The 18,597-nt window shown below is 62.9% G+C and carries 17 protein-coding genes; 10 read left to right on the top strand and 7 right to left on the bottom strand.

From position 1 onward, the window contains the following. Positions 1 to 9 precede the first annotated feature (9 nt). The 6 genes from KQ310_RS13525 (at position 10) to KQ310_RS13500 (ending at position 4,732) form a co-directional block, all read left to right on the top strand. Positions 10 to 1,008: a glycosyltransferase family A protein gene (locus KQ310_RS13525; RefSeq protein ID WP_259722258.1), complete on the top strand. Its 999-nt coding sequence runs from the start codon at positions 10 to 12 to the stop codon at positions 1,006 to 1,008. A 42-nt stretch (positions 1,009 to 1,050) separates the two neighbouring features. Beyond that, positions 1,051 to 2,142 carry a glycosyltransferase family 2 protein gene (locus tag KQ310_RS13520; protein ID WP_259722257.1) on the top strand — a complete coding sequence of 364 codons (1,092 nt, stop codon included), beginning with the start codon at positions 1,051 to 1,053 and terminating at the stop codon, positions 2,140 to 2,142. Between the two features lie 3 nt (positions 2,143 to 2,145). Next, entirely contained in the window at positions 2,146 to 2,622 is a 477-nt protein-coding gene (locus KQ310_RS13515; protein WP_259722256.1) for a UDP-N-acetylglucosamine transferase subunit ALG14, read from the top strand. Continuing rightward, positions 2,619 to 3,095 (top strand): glycosyltransferase, encoded by a 477-nt coding sequence (locus tag KQ310_RS13510; RefSeq protein WP_259722255.1) that lies wholly within the window; start codon positions 2,619 to 2,621, stop codon positions 3,093 to 3,095. Before KQ310_RS13515 ends, KQ310_RS13510 begins: the two co-directional genes overlap by 4 nt. Positions 3,096 to 3,208: 113 nt before the next feature. Continuing rightward, entirely contained in the window at positions 3,209 to 4,228 is a 1,020-nt protein-coding gene (locus KQ310_RS13505; RefSeq protein WP_259722254.1) for a sugar transferase, read from the top strand. 3 nt (positions 4,229 to 4,231) lie between these two features. Then, positions 4,232 to 4,732 (top strand): ATP-binding protein, encoded by a 501-nt coding sequence (locus KQ310_RS13500; RefSeq protein WP_259722253.1) that lies wholly within the window; start codon positions 4,232 to 4,234, stop codon positions 4,730 to 4,732. Between the two features lie 33 nt (positions 4,733 to 4,765). On the opposite strand, the gene KQ310_RS13495 is transcribed toward KQ310_RS13500, so the two are convergent. Together KQ310_RS13495 and KQ310_RS13490 are read right to left on the bottom strand one after the other, a co-directional pair. Beyond that, positions 4,766 to 5,191 carry a hypothetical protein gene (locus KQ310_RS13495; protein WP_259722252.1) on the bottom strand — a complete coding sequence of 142 codons (426 nt, stop codon included), beginning with the start codon at positions 5,189 to 5,191 and terminating at the stop codon, positions 4,766 to 4,768. Positions 5,192 to 5,318: 127 nt separating this feature from the next. Continuing rightward, positions 5,319 to 5,960: an HAD family phosphatase gene (locus KQ310_RS13490; protein WP_259722251.1), complete on the bottom strand. Its 642-nt coding sequence runs from the start codon at positions 5,958 to 5,960 to the stop codon at positions 5,319 to 5,321. A 167-nt stretch (positions 5,961 to 6,127) separates the two neighbouring features. Here KQ310_RS13490 and acs point away from each other — a divergent pair, with 167 nt between their 5' ends. Further along, positions 6,128 to 8,095 (top strand): acetate--CoA ligase, encoded by a 1,968-nt coding sequence (gene acs, locus KQ310_RS13485; RefSeq protein ID WP_259722250.1) that lies wholly within the window; start codon positions 6,128 to 6,130, stop codon positions 8,093 to 8,095. A 187-nt stretch (positions 8,096 to 8,282) separates the two neighbouring features. Here the strand turns inward: acs and KQ310_RS13480 are convergent, their stop codons facing one another. The 3 genes from KQ310_RS13480 to KQ310_RS13470 all read right to left on the bottom strand — a co-directional run bounded on the left by KQ310_RS13480 (position 8,283) and on the right by KQ310_RS13470 (position 12,046). Further along, positions 8,283 to 9,200, bottom strand: a complete 918-nt coding sequence (locus tag KQ310_RS13480; protein WP_259722249.1) for a polyphosphate kinase 2 family protein — start codon at positions 9,198 to 9,200, stop codon at positions 8,283 to 8,285. Positions 9,201 to 9,333: 133 nt separating this feature from the next. Then, positions 9,334 to 11,028, bottom strand: coding sequence for a SulP family inorganic anion transporter (locus KQ310_RS13475; protein ID WP_259722248.1), 1,695 nt, complete (start codon positions 11,026 to 11,028; stop codon positions 9,334 to 9,336). 256 nt (positions 11,029 to 11,284) lie between these two features. Further along, a complete protein-coding gene (locus KQ310_RS13470) occupies positions 11,285 to 12,046 on the bottom strand; it encodes a hypothetical protein (protein ID WP_259722247.1) in 762 nt (253 codons plus the stop codon). 139 nt (positions 12,047 to 12,185) lie between these two features. On the opposite strand from KQ310_RS13470, the gene KQ310_RS13465 reads away from it, so the two are divergent. Continuing rightward, on the top strand, positions 12,186 to 13,712 hold the full coding sequence (locus tag KQ310_RS13465; RefSeq protein WP_259722246.1) for a dienelactone hydrolase: 1,527 nt from the start codon (positions 12,186 to 12,188) through the stop codon (positions 13,710 to 13,712). Between the two features lie 239 nt (positions 13,713 to 13,951). Further along, positions 13,952 to 14,383, top strand: coding sequence for a hypothetical protein (locus KQ310_RS13460; protein ID WP_259722245.1), 432 nt, complete (start codon positions 13,952 to 13,954; stop codon positions 14,381 to 14,383). 83 nt (positions 14,384 to 14,466) lie between these two features. On the opposite strand, the gene KQ310_RS13455 is transcribed toward KQ310_RS13460, so the two are convergent. Both KQ310_RS13455 and KQ310_RS13450 read right to left on the bottom strand, forming a co-directional pair. After that, the gene (locus tag KQ310_RS13455; protein ID WP_259722244.1) at positions 14,467 to 15,132 is read right to left on the bottom strand and encodes a hypothetical protein; all 666 of its coding nucleotides are present in this window, start codon (positions 15,130 to 15,132) and stop codon (positions 14,467 to 14,469) included. Between the two features lie 40 nt (positions 15,133 to 15,172). Continuing rightward, positions 15,173 to 15,631, bottom strand: a complete 459-nt coding sequence (locus KQ310_RS13450; protein WP_259722243.1) for a hypothetical protein — start codon at positions 15,629 to 15,631, stop codon at positions 15,173 to 15,175. A 2,019-nt stretch (positions 15,632 to 17,650) separates the two neighbouring features. Between KQ310_RS13450 and KQ310_RS13445 the strand changes: the two genes are divergently transcribed. Continuing rightward, positions 17,651 to 18,597: DUF6444 domain-containing protein (locus KQ310_RS13445; RefSeq protein WP_259722242.1), on the top strand; the 947-nt coding region annotated here is incomplete at its 3' end.

Here is an 18,597-nt window from a genome sequence, read left to right as displayed (position 1 = left end):
CCAACAGCCGTGACGACACCAAGGCGGGAAACAAAATGTCCTGACATCTCTGTCGTGGTGCCTGTCTTCAACGCGGCAACCCATCTGGAGGCAACCCTCGGCACGGTTCAGCAGCAAACGCTCACCAACTGGGAACTGATCGCCGTTGACGACGGCTCCACAGACGCCAGCGCCGCCCTCGTGGCCGAGAGGGCCCGCAGCGATCCCAGGATCCGCCTGCTGCGCCAGGCCAACGCCGGTGTTTCGATCGCCCGCAACCGGGGGGTGGCCGCCAGCCAGGCGCCCCTGATCGCCTTCCTCGACGCCGACGACCTCTGGCACCCAGACAAGCTGCGCTGCCATGTGGAGCGCCACCAGAGCGATGCCGACCTGGGGGTGAGCTTTGCCCGGGTGGAATTTCTCAGCCCGGAAGGGCAGCCCACCGGCAAGATCGCCTCCCACCCGAGTTGTCTCCTCAGCCCGGCTGATTTCCTCTGCGAAAACCCCACCACCACCACCTCGAACTGGGTGCTGCGGCGGGAGGTGTTCGAGACGGTGGGCGGATTCGTGCCGGACATGAGCTACTCCGAGGATCTCGAGTGGCTGCTGCGGGTGTCCTGCAAAGGGGGCTGGCGGATCGAACCGATCGATCGGGTGCTCACCTACTACCGCACCTCAGCCGGTGGCCTCTCCGCCAGCCTGGAGCGGATGGAACAGGGCTGGCTTCGCCTGATCACCGAAGCCCGCGGCTATGCGCCCCAAGTGGTGGCGCGCCACTTCGCGGCGGCCCAGGCCGTCCATCTCCGCTATCTGGCCCGTCGCTCCCTGCGGCTGCAGGGGGATCCAGCGCTGGGGGCCGATTTCATGATCCGTGCGTTCCGATCTGACTGGACCCTGCTGATCCGCCAGCCCCGCCGCACCGGACTCACGGCAGTGGCCGTGTTAGCGCGCCTGATCCTTGCGAGCCTGCAGCGTTGGCTGCGGCTGGGCAGACGATCCAGCCGCGCCGGCCCGGTTTCGCGGCCCTGACCATCGCGTTTATGCACCTGTCCTTTTTCCACCAGCGCCGTCGTGCCCCGATCCGACCCACCCCTCCAGACGGAAGCCCAGCCACTCGTGTCTGTGGTGATGCCGCTCTACAACTCGGCCCGCACCGTAGCCGCCAGCCTGGAATCGGTGCTGGCCCAGACCTACACCAAGCTCGAGATCCTGGTGGTGGACGACGGCTCCACCGACGACGGGGTGGCCATCTGCCGCAGCACCGGCGATCGCCGCATCCAGATCGTGCCGCAGAAGAATCGCGGTCTGGCGGGGGCACGCAACACCGGCATCCGCCACTCCACCGGGGCCATCCTGGCCTTTCTCGACAGCGACGATCTCTGGCTTCCCGAGAAGATCGAGCGGCATGTGCAGCACCTGCAGGCCAATCCGGCGGTGGGGGTGAGCTATTCCCGTTCCGCCTTCATCGACGACCAGGGCCAGCCCCTCGGCATCTACCAGACGCCGCCGCTGCAGCACATCACCCCCGAGTTGATTCTCTGCCGCAATCCGATCAGCAATGGTTCCTGCGTGGTGATGCGCCGTGAGGTGCTGGATGGGATTCGCTTTGAGGCCAACCTCTATGGCACGCCGGAGAGCTACTGGTTCGACGACAGCTTCCGCCAGTCGGAAGACATCGAATGCTGGCTGCGGATCTCTCTTCAGACGCAATGGACGATCGAAGGTCTCGCTGAGGCGCTCACCCTTTACCGGATCAGCAGCGGCGGTCTCTCGGCCAACATCGAGAAGCAGTTCGCCAGCTGGCAGCGGGTACTCGACAAGACAGCCGGCTACGCCCCCGACCTGATCCAGCGCTACGGCCATCGGGCCCGGGCTTACCAGCTCCGCTATCTGGCCCGCCGATCGATCCGCGAGGGCCAGCCTCGCCTCGGGGTGCGGCTCTGCCACCGGGCCTTGCGCACCTATCCGGCTCTGCTGCGGGAGGAACCGCTGCGCACCCTGATCACCTTGGCAGCTGGTTACCTGGGAGCCCTGCTGCCAAAGGCGCTCTATAGGCTTCTGGAGACCTCAATGATGCGGATCACAGGACTGATGCAGCGTCTGAAGATCGCTCTGCAGTCCAGCCGGCACCGCGCCAGCAGCTCTGAATCGCGGGGGGCCTGAACCATGCAGTTGCTGCTCGTCTGCTCCTCCGGCGGTCATTTCAAGGGGCTGTTCCAGCTGGAGCCGTTCTGGCGCCGCCACCAGCGCACCTGGGTGAGTTTCGATACCGCCACCACCCGTCAGGCCCTGGACGGGGAACAGGTGAGCTGGGCCCACAGCCCCACCAACCGCAACCTGCCCAACCTGCTGCGCAATGCCCTGCTGGCCTGGACGGTGCTGCGGCAGCAGCGGCCCGATCTGATCCTCTCCACCGGCGCCGGCGTGGCGGTGCCCTTCCTGATTCTGGGCAAGCTGCTCGGCCATCAGACCGTGTTCGTGGAATCGATCACCCGCATCGAAACCCTGAGCCTCTCAGCGCGGCTGGTGCTGCCCTTTCTCGATGTGCTTTATGTGCACTGGCCTCAGCTGCAGGCCCGCTACCCCCGGGCCGTGCTGATCACCCCCGCGGATGCCGCATCGATCGAAGGAGCATCCGCATGATTCTGGTGACCGTGGGAACCGAGAAGTTCCCCTTCGAGCGATTGATGCACTGGCTGGACCATCTGCTCACGGAAGATCTGGTGGGCGAGGAGGTGGTGGTGCAATACGGCACCTGCACCGTTCTGCCGGCCGGGGCGAAGGTGTATCGCTTCCTCAAGGAGCAGGACTTCGAGGATCTGATCCGTCAGGCGCGGCTGGTGGTGGCCCACTGCGGGGAGGGCACCGTGCTGCTGCTCGACACCCTCGAGACCCCCTTCATCCTGGTGCCGCGCAGCCAGCGCTACCGCGAACACGTGGACGATCACCAGGTGGAACTGGCCCAGGCCCTCGGCTCGGTGGGGGTACCGATCGCCTGGGGGCCGGGCGATCTGGTGCGCTTCCTCGCCAATCCCCGCAAGGTGTCGATCAGCGATCTCTCGGTGGCGGCGGCGTCCGCCGTGTGCAGCCAGCTCAGCGAACGGTTCCCGGCCTGAGGCCTGCCTCTCCAGGCGCCTTGTCACGGCCCAACCGCCAGACTCTTTCCAGCACCGTCTTCACCCCACGGCCTCTCAACACCAACACTTTCAATCCATCTCCTCCGACTGCCATGGCCAGCACCACCCCTGAGGCCCCTTCGGATTTCCCCAGCAGTGCCGTCTCGGTGACATCCCACCGCGACACCCTGGTGCTGGGATTTCCGCGGCGCTTCACGGTGGCGGTGGCGGTGCCCTTTCGGCAATGCCTGGAGCTGCTGCTGCCCCAGCACCCACTGACGCGCCGGGTGGTGCTCGATTTCAGCCGCACCGATCTGATCGACAGCAGCGGGCTCGGTTCCCTGATCACCAACCTCAAGCAGGCCCGTTCACGCTCGGTGCCGGTGGAGGCCTGGAGCGCCGGCACCCAGGTGAAGCTGGCCCTCTCGCTGGCGGGCCTGGACAAGGTGATACCGCTGGCCTCAGGCACCGAGGCCGTGAACCCGACCCAGGCGGTGAACACCAAGGAGCGGCCGGCGGTGACCCATCCCTCGGTGCGGTCGGCGCCGAAACGCCTGATCGACATCGTGGGCGGGCTGATCGGGCTGGCGGTCACCGCCCTGCTCTTCCCCTTCATTGCCCTGGCGATCCGGCTGGACAGCCCAGGGCCGATCCTGTTCAGCCAGGTGCGGCTGGGCTGGATGGGTCGGCGCTTCCGCCTCTGGAAGTTCCGCTCGATGGTGGTGAATGCCGAAGCCCTGCGGGATACGGTGCAGAACGAGGCCAGCGGTCCCTTCTTCAAGAACAAGAACGACCCCCGGATCACGCGGGTGGGGCGCTTCCTGCGCCGCACCAGCCTCGATGAGATCCCCCAGTTCTGGAACGTGGTGATCGGCGACATGAGCCTGATCGGCACCCGACCGCCCACCGCAGACGAGGTCGACCGCTATGCCGTTCCCAACTGGCAGCGGCTCGATGTGCGGCCGGGACTGTCGGGCGAATGGCAGGTGAACGGCCGCTCCAAGGTTCTCGACTTCGAAGACGTGATCAAGATGGATCTGCGCTACCAGGAGAACTGGAGCCTGGCCTATGACCTCAAGCTGATCGTGCGCACCTTCCTGGTGATCTTCAGCAAGCGTTCCGGAGCCGCCTGATCCATGGCTCTCCCAGGCCGCGGCGGCGATGGCGAGCGTCGCTTCGCCAGCCACCTCGATGCCATCCCTGAGCTGCTCGACTGGTTCGAGCACCATCAACCCGCCGAGATCGATCCCATGCTGTGGATTCAGGCGCAGACAGCCCTGGTGGAGGCCTTCACCAACGCGGTGCGTCACGCCCATGTGGCACTGGTGCCGCCACCGGAGGTGGTGGTGAGCCTCGAATGCGTCAGCGGCAGCCTGCGGCTCTGCATCCGCGACCAGGGCAGCCCGTTTGACCTGGAAGCCGCCTGGAGCGAACCGGAAGAGGGCCCAGACTCTGCCGATGGCGCCGAGGATCTTCCCAGCCTTGATGACGACGGCCTGCCGATCCTGCCGGTGCGTGATGCTCACTGGGGCCTGATCATGCTGCGCAAACTGCAGCAGGATTTCGGCTGGTCGATCCGCTACGACGCGCTACCCGAAGGCGGCAACGTGCTGGTGCTGGAACACTCCCTCAGCTGAATGCATTGGCTTGGAGTAAGAACCAGCCAGGAATCAGGAGGATGCTTGCGGAGATGAGGCCTGTGTTGTGACGTCAGCTGAATCAGCTGGCGGAGCGAACAGATCGACGCGGAACCAGTCCGGCCGGCCGCAGGCCTCCGGGTGCAACCAGGTCCAGCGCGTCCAGAGTTCCATGAACAGGTTGGTGTCCTGCGGACCCTTGGCCCAGCCATAGCCCACGTAATCACCCCAGACCACCGGAGGCCGGCCGGCGTAGACATGGCGCCCCTGAGCGGCCCCAACCTGGCTCACGTGCAGGATCGGACTGCCCTGGTAGGTGAACACGGGCCGCTTCTGCCGGGCCCGGTCCGGATCCGGCACCTTGAACCAGACCTTCTTGCTGTGCTGCAGATACCAGTACCCCCAGGAACAACCGGGTGACACCCGATCGTGATGGGTGGAGAAGAGTGTGCCGCGCACCTGCTGATCAGGCGGAACCGAGGGCAGGATCAAATCACTGGGAGGGAAGAACGACGCAAGGCGCAGCCCGCAGGCCCCGATCATCATCAGCGGGACCAGAAAGAGAAGCAGCCGCGGCAGAGAACGCTCAGGGCAGATCGACTTGCTCCAGAGATGTCAGGCAGACCACACCGGCAGGGTAGGCCGTGCAGGTGGATCCCGGTGGCACCAGAACGTGCACGCGGCAGCCGGCTTCCAGGGCAGAGCGGCAACCGGCCAGGGAGTCTTCGAAGGCCCAACAGTCGCCGGGAGTCACCCCCAGGCGTTCAGCAGCCAGCTGGAAGATGTCCGGCGCCGGTTTGCCCTGGCGCAGCTGCGGATCGTCCCCATACACCCGCTCCACAATCAACGAAAGCCAGGGATGGGGAGCGGCCTTGATCGCCACAGAGGCCTCGGCGCTGCTGGTCGCCAGGGCCATCGGGATGCCGAGCTGGTGGCAACGTTGCACCAGCGCGGGGGCACCGGCCATCGGCGGGGCCAGGCCGAGCAGAGCTTCCGCGATCGGCTGACGCACCGCCAGCAAGGCCTCCACACTGACCGGCTGCGGCAGCATGCATCGCACCCGCTCGGCGCAATCCAGCCGTGGCCTGCCACGCAGGTCGAGAAGCTGGGCCTCGGAGAGGTCCCCACCGAAATGGCGGGCCGCCTCGCGCCAGGCCCGGCCGTGCAGCGGCTCGGTATCGAGAAGAAGACCATCGAGGTCGAACAGGCAGGCGGCAGGGGAACCCATGGGCGCATCCTCGCGCCTGAGGTCGCATCGCTGCAGCCGCTGCCTAAGCCTGCAGCCGCTGCCTGCTGCCTGCTGCCTGCTGCCGCACAGTTGAACAAGCGTGTCACCCCACGGGCTTCGTTCGGGCCGCCTCGCTTGAATGCCATCTGGCCGGCAGGTTGGGTGCGATGGGCGAAACCACGATCGAATCGGTGCTCCAGGAGCAGCGGGTCTTCGCGCCGCCAGCGGAGCTGGCCGCTTCGGCCGCCATCGGCAGCATGGAGGCCTACGAGGCCCTGGTGGCTCGCATCGAGGCCGATCCCGATGCCTTCTGGGGGGAGCAGGCGCGCCAGCACCTGCACTGGTTCGAGCCCTTCGACACGGTGCTCGACTGGAGCAACCCTCCCTTCGCCCGCTGGTTTGAAGGGGGCACCACGAACCTCAGCTTCAACTGCCTCGATCGGCACCTCGACGGCCCCACGGCCGACAAGACAGCCCTGATCTGGGAGGGAGAGCCCGGCGATGTGCGCCGCTTCAGCTACCGGCAACTGCACACCGCGGTATGCCAGGCGGCCAATGCCCTGAAGGCGGTCGGCATCGGCAAGGGCGATCTGGTCGCCCTGTACATGCCGATGGTGCCGGAGGCGGCGATCGCCATGCTGGCCTGCGCCCGCATCGGCGCCCCCCATTCGGTGGTGTTCGGCGGCTACTCCGCCGATGCCCTGCGGGATCGGCTCAACGATGGCGCCGCCAAGGCGGTGATCACCGCCGATGGCGGCTTCCGCAAGGACAAGGCCGTGGCCCTCAAACCAGCCGTGGATGAGGCCCTGCTCGATGGTGCCTGCCCAAGCGTGGAGCAGGTGCTGGTGGTGCGGCGCACCGGCCAGGAGGTGGCGATGACAGCCGGCCGTGATCAGTGGTGGCACGACCTGGTCGAGGGCCAGAGCCGCGACTGCCCCGCTGAGCCGATGGCCAGTGAAGACCGCCTGTTCGTGCTCTACACCTCAGGATCCACCGGCAAACCCAAAGGAGTGGTGCACACCACCGCCGGCTACAACCTCTGGGCCCACCTCACCTTTCAGTGGATCTTTGATCTGCGCGAGAACGACATCCACTGGTGCACGGCGGATGTGGGCTGGATCACTGGTCACACCTACATCGTCTATGGGCCTCTCTCGAATGGCGCCACCACGGTGATGTACGAGGGCGCTCCACGCCCCGCCAAGCCAGGGGCCTTTTGGGAGGTGATCGAGAAGCACAAGGTGACGATCTTCTACACAGCCCCGACCGCCATCCGCGCCTTCATGAAGAACGGCCGCGCTGTGCCCGACCAGTACGACATGAGCAGCCTCAGGATCCTCGGCAGCGTGGGGGAACCGATCAACCCCGAGGCCTGGATGTGGTATCGGGATGTGATTGGCGGCGACCGCTGCCCGGTGGTGGACACCTGGTGGCAGACCGAGACCGGCGGCGTGATGATCAGCCCCCTGCCCGGCGCCACCCCCACCAAGCCGGGCTCCTGCACCTTGCCCCTGCCGGGCATCGCGGCCGACATTGTGAATCTGGAGGGTCAGTCCCAGGGGCCGGATCAAGGCGGCTACCTGGCAGTGCGGCGTCCCTGGCCCGGGATGATGCGCACGGTGCACGGTGATCCGGAGCGTTTCCGCAAGAGCTACTGGGAGCACATTCGCCCGGCCGATGGCAGTTGGCTCTATTTCGCCGGTGACGGCGCCCGCCGCGATGCCGATGGTTACTACTGGGTCATGGGCCGGGTCGACGACGTGATCAATGTGTCGGGCCACCGGCTGGGCACGATGGAAATCGAATCGGCCCTGGTGAGCCATCCGGCCGTGGCTGAATCGGCGGTGGTAGGCCGCCCTGACGAGCTCAAGGGTGAAGGCATCGTGGCATTCGTGACCCTCGATGCCGGCCGCCAGGGCGACGAGGCCCTGATCGCCGAACTGCGACGCCATGTGGGCAAGGAGATCGGCCCGATCGCCCGGCCCGATGAGATCCGCTTCACCGATGCCCTGCCCAAGACCCGCAGTGGCAAGATCATGCGCCGGATTTTGCGGGCCCTGGCAGCTGGTGAGGAGGTGAGCGGCGACACCTCAACCCTGGAGGATCGCTCAGTGCTGGATCAGCTGAGGGTGTGACGGGTGGCGTACATGGTTGAGCTCCATCAAGGGAATCGCGAAGATCCATGATCAGAAAGCCCGTCCAGGATTTTTTTCTGTTCCTGATAAAGTCTCACGTTCAGCTTCAGACCAGCCAGCCTGTGGAGCCTGATCGCCATGGTCTTCATGATTGGAGGGGGGGAGCTCTTCAGAGACAGGGTCAGGGTCAGGATTTGTCTTCATTGAGCAGCTGCTGCTTGGCGGACTCGAGATGCTGACGAGCCTCCTCACTGACCACAGGATACTTCAAGTCCAGTGAATCGAGAGTCTCAATGATCGCTGCCGCCACCACGATCCGCGTGAACCACTTGTTGTCGGCTGGCACCACATACCAAGGAGCGGCCTTGGTTGCAGTGTTTCGGATCATGTCCTCATAGGCTTTCATGTAGTCGTCCCAGTAAGCGCGCTCCTTGATGTCGTTTGCGGAAAACTTCCAATTCTTTTCAGGCGTCTCAAGCCGCTCCAGAAAGCGCTTCTTCTGCTCTTTCTTGGACAGGTGCAGAAAGAACTTGCGCACAACAATGCCGTTGCTGGAAAGGTATTGTTCGTAGTGCCGGATGTCGCGGAATCGCTCATTCCAGATCTGCTTGCCAATCAACTGCTCCGGCAGCGTTTGGTGGTGCAGCAGTTCGGGATGGACACGCACCACCAGGGTCTCCTCGTAGTAGCTGCGGTTGAAGATGCCGATCCGCCCCCGCTCGGGTAGAGCGAGATTGCAGCGCCAGAGAAAGTCGTGATCCAGGTCCAGGGCTGAGGGGGCTTTGAAGCCGGTGACCTGGCAGCCCTGGGGGTTGACCCCGCTCATCACATGCTTGATGGTGCCGTCCTTACCGGCGGCGTCCATGGCCTGAAAAGCCAGCAACAATGCCCATCGGTCCTGGGCATAGAGCATGTCCTGAAACGCCGCCAGCAGCTCCACGCCCAGCGCCAGGGCTTCCTTGGCCTGGGGTTTGTCTTCCTGTTCGAAATGGAGCGTGTCGCCGGGGTCAACATCCCTGAGCCGGAACGACTCTCCATCTTCGACAAGGTAGGGCTTGGCGAAGTTCTTGGCTCGCTGGATCAGTGCCTTCTGATCTTTGTTCATGGTGGGTTTAGTTCCAACCACTCCTGACATCCAACCTATGGGGTGATGGGCGATCTCGATGGAGCAGGGCCACAAAGTTATTGTTGATGCAGGCCTTGAAGCAAACGCCAGCCCTGACAGGCAGCCCTGCAGGTCAGGTCATTGCGCCAAGACGTGCAGATAGTGCGTGAATCGCTTGCTTCACTGTCGCATAGATGCCAACACTGTTGTCTCCATATCCCATCCCCATGCCAAATCGGTGCAGCTCCTCCAGCATGGCCGTGGAACTGGTGACCAGGGCAATCTGGATCCCTGCCTGGCTGAGATCGTCACGCAGTTCCAGCAGGGCCTTGGCAGCGGAGTAGTCGATATCATCAATGCCGGAGGCATCCACCACCAGGCCGCGGATCACGGCATCCGGCTGACTGGTGATCGCCATCAATTCCTGCGTGAAGCGATTGGCATTGGCATAGAACAGGTTGGCCTCGAAGCGGTAGGCCAGAATCCCTGGCGCAGCCAGCACCCCGGGGCTGACCGGCACCGTGCACAGGGCCGTGCCGTCCTGATTCGGAGTCCACAGAGACGTGCGGGGGCGGTACGTGTGGCGAACCTGCTCGATCAGGGAGAGCACCACGGCCAGCGTGATGCCCGGCATCACACCGGCCTGGGCGACGGTGATCAGTGTGGCCACGGCGATCACGAATTCATTGCGCTGCAGATGCCACAGCTCCTGAAGGCCCTTCGAGTCGATCAGCTTCACACCGATCAGAAACACGATCGTGGAAAGCACGGCGGCCGGCAGAAGCGCCAGCGGCCTGGTGAAGAACAGCAGCACCAACAGCACGACCGCTGCTGCCGTGAGATGGGCGAACTGACTGCGCCCGCCGGCAGAATCGACGATCTCGGTCTTCGTGGGGCTGCCGTTCACCACGAAGGTGCCACTCAGCCCGGCGGCCAGGTTGGCGGCAGCCAGCCCCACCAGATCCCGGTTTTCCAGACTGCGTTCCCGGTAGCGCTGGGCATAGGCCCGGGCCGTGGCGGAGCTCTGGGCCAGGATCACCACAAAACAGGAGGCGGCACTGACCAGCACAGCGTTCCACTGGGACGCACGGACGACTGGAACGACCAGATGGGGGAGACCGCCGGGAACGGTGCCCACCACGTCGAGCCCCTTGCCGGGAAAATCCAGCAGCCCACTGACGAGGATCGAGCCAGCCACAGCGATCAGGGCACCGGGAAGCCGCCGGTTGAGCCGCCTGCATCCCACGATCACAGCTATCACCCCCACAGCCACCAGCAGATGGTCGATCCTGCTCTGGCCTAGCCGAGCAAACGCGGAGAGGATCTGCTGAAGGGCGCCATGGCCCTGCTTGGTCAGACCGAACAGACCAGGCAGCTCGCCAGCCGCCACCTGCACGCCGATGCCGGAGAGCAGTCCAATCAGAGCACTGCGGGACAGAAAGTCGGCCAGGAAGCCAAGCCGCAGAACAGCTGCCAGCGACAGAAAGACCGCCACCACCAGAGCCACCGCCATGGTGAGCCCCCCATAGGGGGCCGAACCCGGTGCCGCCACACCGGCCAGGGTGGCCACCAGGATGGCCGCGGTGGCGGAGTCCGCCGCCACCACCAGATGCCGCGAGGCGCCCAGCAGCGCAAAGGCCACCATCGGCAGCAACATGGTGTAAAGCCCCGTCACCACAGGGGTCTGGGAAATGCGGGTGTAGCCCATCACCTCAGGAATCGCCAGGGCCGCCAGGGTGAGCCCGGCCAGCACATCGGCGGCCAGCTGATGGGGCTGCAGCGGCAGCAGTCCAGCCGGTCGCGGCAGCCGTTGGAGCAGGGAGGTCACGGGGTGGAGGCGGTGGTGGGATCGAGGCTGGGGTCGTAGCGGTGGAACGCCGGGCCAGGCACTTCTGTACGACGGCCAACAGCAGGGCCCGACTGGAAGCCAGGTCCAATTGAATCAGTTCTTCTTTTCAGCTCAACTTTGCAGTTCAACTTTGCAGTTCATCTCTTCAGTTCAGCTCTGCGGTTCAGCTCTTCAGTTCAGCTTTTCAGTTCATCTCTTCAGCTCAACTCTTCAGCTCAGCCCTCTGTTCAGTTCTTCAGTCTCTCAGGCCAGGCCAGAGAAACGTATTAAACCGTCGCCCACCAAGTGCTGCCTGACGACTCAGGGTGTTCGCCGTGGATAAACTCACGACGGCGCCCATCTTGTCCGCGAGCTTGACACAGTTCTGGAACGTCTCGGGCGTGTAGCACTGCACATCCAATTGATTGCACCCACCGTGTGGAGCCAAGCCGGCCTGGAAGGGCTGAATACTGCAGAAAATGGGATTTGTGTAGGCCCTTCGCAGCACATAAAAGTCTGACTGATTGTAATTTGCGAAAAAATGGTCATCCACCTGAATTCCGTCAGCGTGGCGGGCTTCAACCACCAGGTCTCGAATGCTCATGCGGCGATACTGGGGTGACTGCACCCAGACCACGGGCATCAGACCATGGCGTCGGGCTTCTCGCGCAACCTCTTGTTGCATGGAATCCGATACTTTTCGGTAATCCAGAAAGACGACTTGATAGTTTTCGCTGCGGATCTGGGCCATGACCTGGCTCAGACTGCCCTTGGTGGAATGAAACCAGATCTGAGGCTGGGACAGCCAGGTGCCGTAGGGAGCCGCCTCGGCAGCTGCCGGCGCCAACGCCATCACCGTTGCCGCCAGAGGTCCTAGAATCTTCCGTATCTGAGGATTGTGGTCAATCATGACGTGGAATCCGATGAACTGATTCACTGATCCTGTGGCCGTTGTCTGGGGCCACTGCTTGAGGCGCAGGAACGATTGACTCCAGTGTGCGTCAGGCTCGCCTTTCATTGCGCACATCTGGCTTGGTTGGTCCAGCAACACCTGGTCGGCCCTGGCCGCGTGAGGCCATGCCAGATTCTTCCCATTCCAGAGACTGAAAGGTCTGCTGGCTCCCCTGCAGGTTGCCTGTCCTGCCATCCATCTCACTATGCCGCTCCTGCGCCCGATCCCGTTGTTCGCCCTCGGGCTGATGCTGGCTCCACCGGCCAAGGCCCTGGAGCTGATTGAAATCCGCCTTCCCCTGGTCGACACCAGCGTCAGTGTGCGGGTGGCGGAGCTGCGTGATCCCCAGAGCCTGCTGACCGGAACCAGCGACCTGGCCCAGCTCAACCAAGCCACCGATGGCAAGTTCGGCAGCCGGCTGATCTCCCTGCTTCAGGCCCCCCTGCCCATTCCCGTCGGTGCCATCGCCAAGGAGTCGGCGGGCTCGCCCCTGATGCGTCAGGTGCTGCTGATTCTGGAGGCACTGGTGCGGGTCGATGGCTTGGAGACCCCTGCCGATCCTGAGCAGATCGTGGCGACGCTCGAACGACGTTCCGCCAAGGGCCACCTCAGCCTGCTGGATGTGCTTGAGGTGCTCCCCGGACGCAGCGCCTCGATCGAACTGGATCAGGCGGTGTTCGGACTTGATCGGCTGGTGCGTCAGCAGGAACCCGCCGAAAGCCTGATCAGCAGCGGCAAACCGGCCGGCATCGATCCGGCCCTCAGCCTTCCAGGGCCTCTCAAGCCGATCCGCCAGCAGGTGGCCATCCCCGTCTCGCACCGCCCCGAGCCGGTCCAGGTGATCACGATGGCGCCCAGCAGCAGTGGCAACGGCCGTCTGGTGGTCATCTCCCATGGACTCTGGGACGATCCGGTGAACTTCGAGGGCTGGGGCGCCCACCTGGCCAGCCACGGCTACACCGTGCTGCTGCCCCGCCATCCCGGCAGCGACCAGGCCCAGCAGCAGGCCATGCTCGCCGGTCGAGTGCCACCGCCGAACCCCGACGACCTGCGGCTGCGCCCCCTGGATGTGTCAGCGGCGATCGATGCCGGCGACGCCGGCAGCCTCGCTCTGCCGGCCCCCGTGCGCACGGATCAGGTGGTGGCCATGGGTCAGTCGTGGGGGGCGACCACGGTGTTGCAGCTGGCCGGGGCCCGGCCCAGCGCCACCCAGCTGGGCCGCTCCTGCGAGAACCTGAGGGATCCGGCTCGCAACCTCAGCTGGGTGCTCCAGTGCAGCTTCCTGACCAGCGCGAACCGGGCCGGCGGGGCTGATCCCCGGGTTACGGCCGTGGTGGCGGTGAGCCCGCCGATGCGCCTGCTGTTTGATGTCGGTGCAGGCAAGGCGATGAATGGGCGGGTCCTGCTCGTGAGCGGCAGCAAGGACTGGGTGGTACCGGCAGGGCCCGAGGCAATCACACCGATGGCCCAGGAAGCTCGCAACACCGGCGGTGGCCATCGCCTTGTGCTGGCCCAGGGGGGAGATCATTTCAACCTTCGCTCGATCGAAGCCGACGGAGGCGGCCCCCTGCGTGGCCTGCTTCTGGCCTGGACGGAGGGTGCCTTCGCGGCGGGGCCGGCTGCCGCACCGGGACCCAGCGCACCACCACTGTTGCCAGCGGATGGCTGGGGTGACACCAGCTTCGCCCTGGTGGATGTGACCCCCCAGCTCCCGGCCGTGCCGGCGCCCTGATGGGTGCCAGCGAGGTTCTCCCCGCAGCAGAGCGCTCGGTGAACGACCCACGGCCTTCCATCGCATCCACGATCTGCTGGGCCTTGTGGAAGAGCAGCTCCTGCCGCAGCTGGACGTGCGGTGTGTGGATCCCCACGATCCGGTGCGGGTGGCAAACCTGCCGGAGCCCTGGGGTGTGATCGGCTGCGGCAACTACGCCGCCCGCACCGGACCGGCCGGGGATCGAGCAGGAGGCGGAAGTGTACCGGCGGATCGGGGAAGATCCCGCCTTCTCCCGCTGCTTTCACGTGGGCGAGAGCTATCTGGTGCTGCGGCGCCTGCGGGGCATCACCCTGTACGACTGCCTGCGCGCCGGGGTGTTCATCCCACCCCAGCCGATCGAGGACATCGACGCTGCTCTCGCCTATCCGGTGAGCCGCGGACTCCACGCCCACGATGTACACGACCGCAACGGGATGCTGCATCAGGACCGGGGCCTGATCGTGGACATCTCGGACTTCCTCAATCCGGATCCCTGCTGGGCCTGGCGCGACCGGCGCTGGGCCTATCACCGGCTCTATCGCCCCCTGATCGCGCCACTGCGCCTGCGGGCCCCGGCCGCCGTGCTGGATGGGGTGCGCAAGGGCTACCGTCTGTTCCGGCGTGTGGTGCAGCGCGAGCGCAGACGCTGAAGGAGTGATGGACGATGGGGTCTGCAGTCGGGCAGTGCCTTCTTCAGACCCCCACGAATCCGCCAAACGAAGTTCCCCTGCGTTCAAGCCAAGACCGGCGGCAAGGGAGCCAAAGCATCACCAGACACGGACAGCGGCGGGAAAGCAGCAGAAGCAAATGGACTTACCGAATCAACCGGCGGCGAAGCCTCCGCCAAAAATATACGTATACCTTCAATCTTGACGACGCCCTTGCCGCCGGCCAGATCAGCAAGATCTTGATACGAGTAAGTCTTCTTGTCGATTCTTACCTTGTCTTGAATTCCAAATTCCCTCACGGCAACACCCTTGACCTTGGCGGAACCAACAAACTTTGCAAAGTCCTTTGACGTGTCATCCCCGAAGAGGACTTCAATCCCCTTGAGGGATCCATCTCTAAAGATCACCTTATCCCCTCCCTCCCCAAGCTCAACCAGTCCACGCTTGATGGCGTTGTCCCTGTACTCCAGCCTGTCGCCAGCATCGCTCATGAAAACGCCCTGATCGACAAAGTTAAATCCATCACGGAATGTCAGACTTCCACCCTCAAGAAAGAATACGCGTGCACCAGTGATCGGATCACTTGCCTCTGTCCGAAAGACGCCTATACCTCCATTTTCAATAATAATGGCAACATTGTCGAATGACTGGGTAAAGACTACATTGGTAACCCCCGAATTCTGACTGACATTCAAACTGCTTAGGTCAGCGACTCTCGTGCTATTGGGCACGTCATACACAGTGATGATGATATCTCCCGATACGATGTCATCAGGCGTTGGCGAGGGGGGCTGAGGAGGAGTTGGACTGGGTGTCGGCGTAGGAGTAGGGGTTGGAGTTGGAGTTGGAGTTGGAGTTGGAGTTGGTGTCGGCGTAGGAGTAGGGGTTGGAGTTGGAGTTGGAGTTGGTGTCGGCGTAGGAGTAGGGGTTGGCGTTGGTGTAGGAGTTGGCGTCGGAGTAGGCGTCGGAGTAGGGGTTGGTGTAGGCGTAGGGGTTGGGGTTGGGGTTGGGGTTGGAGTTGGAGTTGGAGTTGGTGTCGGCGTTGGAGTTGGAGTTGGTGTAGGTGTCGGCGTAGGGGTTGGTGTCGGCGTAGGGGTTGGAGTTGGCGTCGGAGTAGGCGTTGGTGTAGGTGTCGGCGTAGGGGTTGGAGTAGGAGTAGGAGTAGGCGTTGGTGTAGGTGTCGGCGTAGGGGTTGGAGTAGGCGTTGGTGTCGGTGCAGGGCTTGGCCATGGATCGATACCAGCTGCCCCAGTGAATGGAGCATCCAGGGTGATGGCTATTCCATTGGTCGCATCTATGGTGGCCTGGGCTAGCCGATCATCCATCGCGAACGTATAAACACCAAGGTCGAGCAAAGGCTGGCTCGTCGCATTCTTGGGAATGCCAGCACTGGGATTGCTAGGATCAGAGCTAAAGTCTTTAAGCTGATCAGGTATATAACCTTTCAACAGGAACGCATATTGGTTCCAGTAGTCTTCGGCGCCACTTTGTGCAGCCTGTGGCTGAGCCCATGCACCCCAATAGCCACTGAAAACCGGAGCTGTGTATTGTGTTGAGTCAATTGATTTACTGAAGTAAAGCGCCGAAGACGGCATTGCCCCCAGCGTACTGGGGGCCGGGGTGCCGTCATTGACAACGCTTCCTCCATTCGTCGTGTTAGTCAGAACTGGCCAGACCTCCGCGAAACTGATTCCATTGCTGCCAGCCATGAACATCTGGCCATTATCTGAAACCGAAGAACCAAGATATCCATATGTAATCATATACATCAGATCTCCCACCGCCTGCGCCCCCGAGTTATTTAGCGTCGTCCATTCATTCGCGGCGCCAGAGTTATTGATCGTTGTCGCGTTCGCAAAAAACGTGCCGGGAGCGTCTGATGAAAAGTCAAAAGCCTGATCTACAAAGAGGAGCGAAGCACCATTGTTATTGATGGCCGCAGGTTCTTCTAGGTATGTTGACAATGCTGTGGATGGGGACAGCCCCAGCGTCGCAAGAGTGTCCGCGCTCCAAGGCAAAAGTGCCGAGAAGGGAAGATTTGTAGCAGTAGCAGTGCCCGACAGAATAATATAACCATCGTCGGGATTTGAGTCGTCAAAACCATAGAGCTGGGCATAGGCGTCCACCTGCGTGCCTGGAGTCGCCCCACCATCGGTATAATTTATCCAGACATCGCCTTGGGCAACACCTGACGTATTGCTGCTATCAACACTGATCAGATAGTTTTGATAATTAGTATAGATTGAGCCAGGCGTTCCCGAGACGCCTTGGTTCGCGGGAGGGACAATATTGCCAGTACCCTGGGCGTTTTGGGCATTGTCACCCGCAGTGAGCGCCGAATAATAAGCATTGGTATACAGAGCCGAGCCCTTATTAATTCCGGCATCAATGACTTGATTAGGATTCAGAGTGCCGTCACTTTGCAGCCCCTGAATTTGGATCGGAGTCAAACCATAATTAATAAATGAGATATCAGCATCCTGCTGCGCTCCCGGGTTAGAATTAGGATCATAAGCCGCTTCCACTCCAGCAACGGCATAAAAAGGCGAGCCCTTGTACACCTGAATATCCTGAACTCCAGGATTGGCCACACCCGTCTTGGGAGCACTTGACGCTGTTGCAATGGAGAACTGAATGACTCCACCGTTGGGAGCTCCATTGGTCGTGCCCGTGCCAGTCGCAGGGAAAGTGAATGTCGCCCCAGACTGTGTGACCCCGTAGGACGACGAGCTCAGCAGTTCAGACAGTGAATACCATGTATTGGGCGACAGTGTACTAGTAGGCCCAAAGTTCCAACCTGTGCCACCCCCGAAGTTAATGCTGATGAGAGAGTTAGGGTCTACCGAAGATATGGATGCAAGATTTGCAAGATAAGCCTGCAGATCGGATGTAAGAGTAACCTGGACCTGAGGAGTCATCTCTCTGGCACTTAGTGGCTTATTGCGCACGCTACCGATTGATTTACCTCGGCGTGAAATCTTTAGCCTTCTTAACAATTGCTCGAATAATGTTCCCGTGGGGGCTGGCCTCGAACACGGCCATTCCCGGATAATCTCTGCCAAAGATCCGGCAAAGTCTTCGCCTCTCTGCGGCAAGGGTTATGGAGCCCAGGCCAGTCGGTTATGACTCAATAGCAATGGGCAGCTGTAAGCGTTCAGGGGTCGGGGCAGCTCGCGGCGAACTTGGTCTCTGCTGAACCCTTGTCGGCGTTCTGATTCCCGTTTGCATCTCAGTCAGAGACTCCTTGCGATGACCACCCCACCGGCCGGGATTTCAGAAGCCAATTGGGCCGCCACCCCGGTGGGAGTGAAGGCTGGATTTCTTGAGCTGGTCAGTCAGTGCCAGAGGCAACAACAGGAGATCGAGCAGCTCCGCATCCAGTTCACCGCCCTGGCGACTGAACTGGCCCATCTGCGCGAGCGGATCGGCCGCAGCTCCCGCAACTCCTCCAAGCCTCCCTCCAGCGATAGGCCGGGGTTTAAGCCGCCAGAGCGGCGCAAGGGCAGTGGTCGCAAGCGCGGCGGCCAGCCGGGCCATCCCGGATCTGGGCCGGAGTTGCTGCCGATCGAGCGGGTGGATGAGGTGGTGGAGCACCACCCCCAGGCTTGCCGCCGTTGCGGTCAGCTGTTGGAAGGCGTGGATCCAGTGCCGCTGCGCCATCAGGTGATCGAGATTCCACCGATCACACCAGTGGTGATCGAACACCGGCTGCACCGGTTGGTGTGCCCCTGCTGTTCCACCAGCACCTGTGCCTCGTTACCGGCGGAGGTGGAAGCGAGCCATTACGGCCCCCGGCTCAGTGCTCTGGTGGGTTTGCTGGGCAGTGCCTTCCCGTTGAGTTTCAGCAAGACCCAGGCGCTGCTGGATCAGCTGCTGGGGGTGCAGTACTCCTTCGGAGAAGACTTCGTCTACAGCCGTGGAGCGATGGCCACCATCCGCCAGCGGATCAGCGCGGCGCTGGAGCAGCCCATTCAGGAGGCCCTTGCTTTTGCCCGTCAGCAGCCGGTGGTCTATGTCGATGAAACCGGTGCCCCCACCGGTCATGCCGACGGGGACAACCCCGATGGCCGGCGCGGCTGGGAGTGGGTCATGGTGACCGCCTTGGTGACGGTGTACCGCTTCGCGGAAGCCTGTGGCTACATGCAGAGCCTGAGCCGCTCGAAAGCCGCTGCGATCGCGCTGCTGGGGGATGCCTT

Source organism: Synechococcus sp. CS-1328, assembly GCF_025128095.1.
Taxonomy (GTDB): domain Bacteria; phylum Cyanobacteriota; class Cyanobacteriia; order PCC-6307; family Cyanobiaceae; genus CBW1002.
This window is presented reverse-complemented; position numbering and strand designations above follow the sequence as displayed.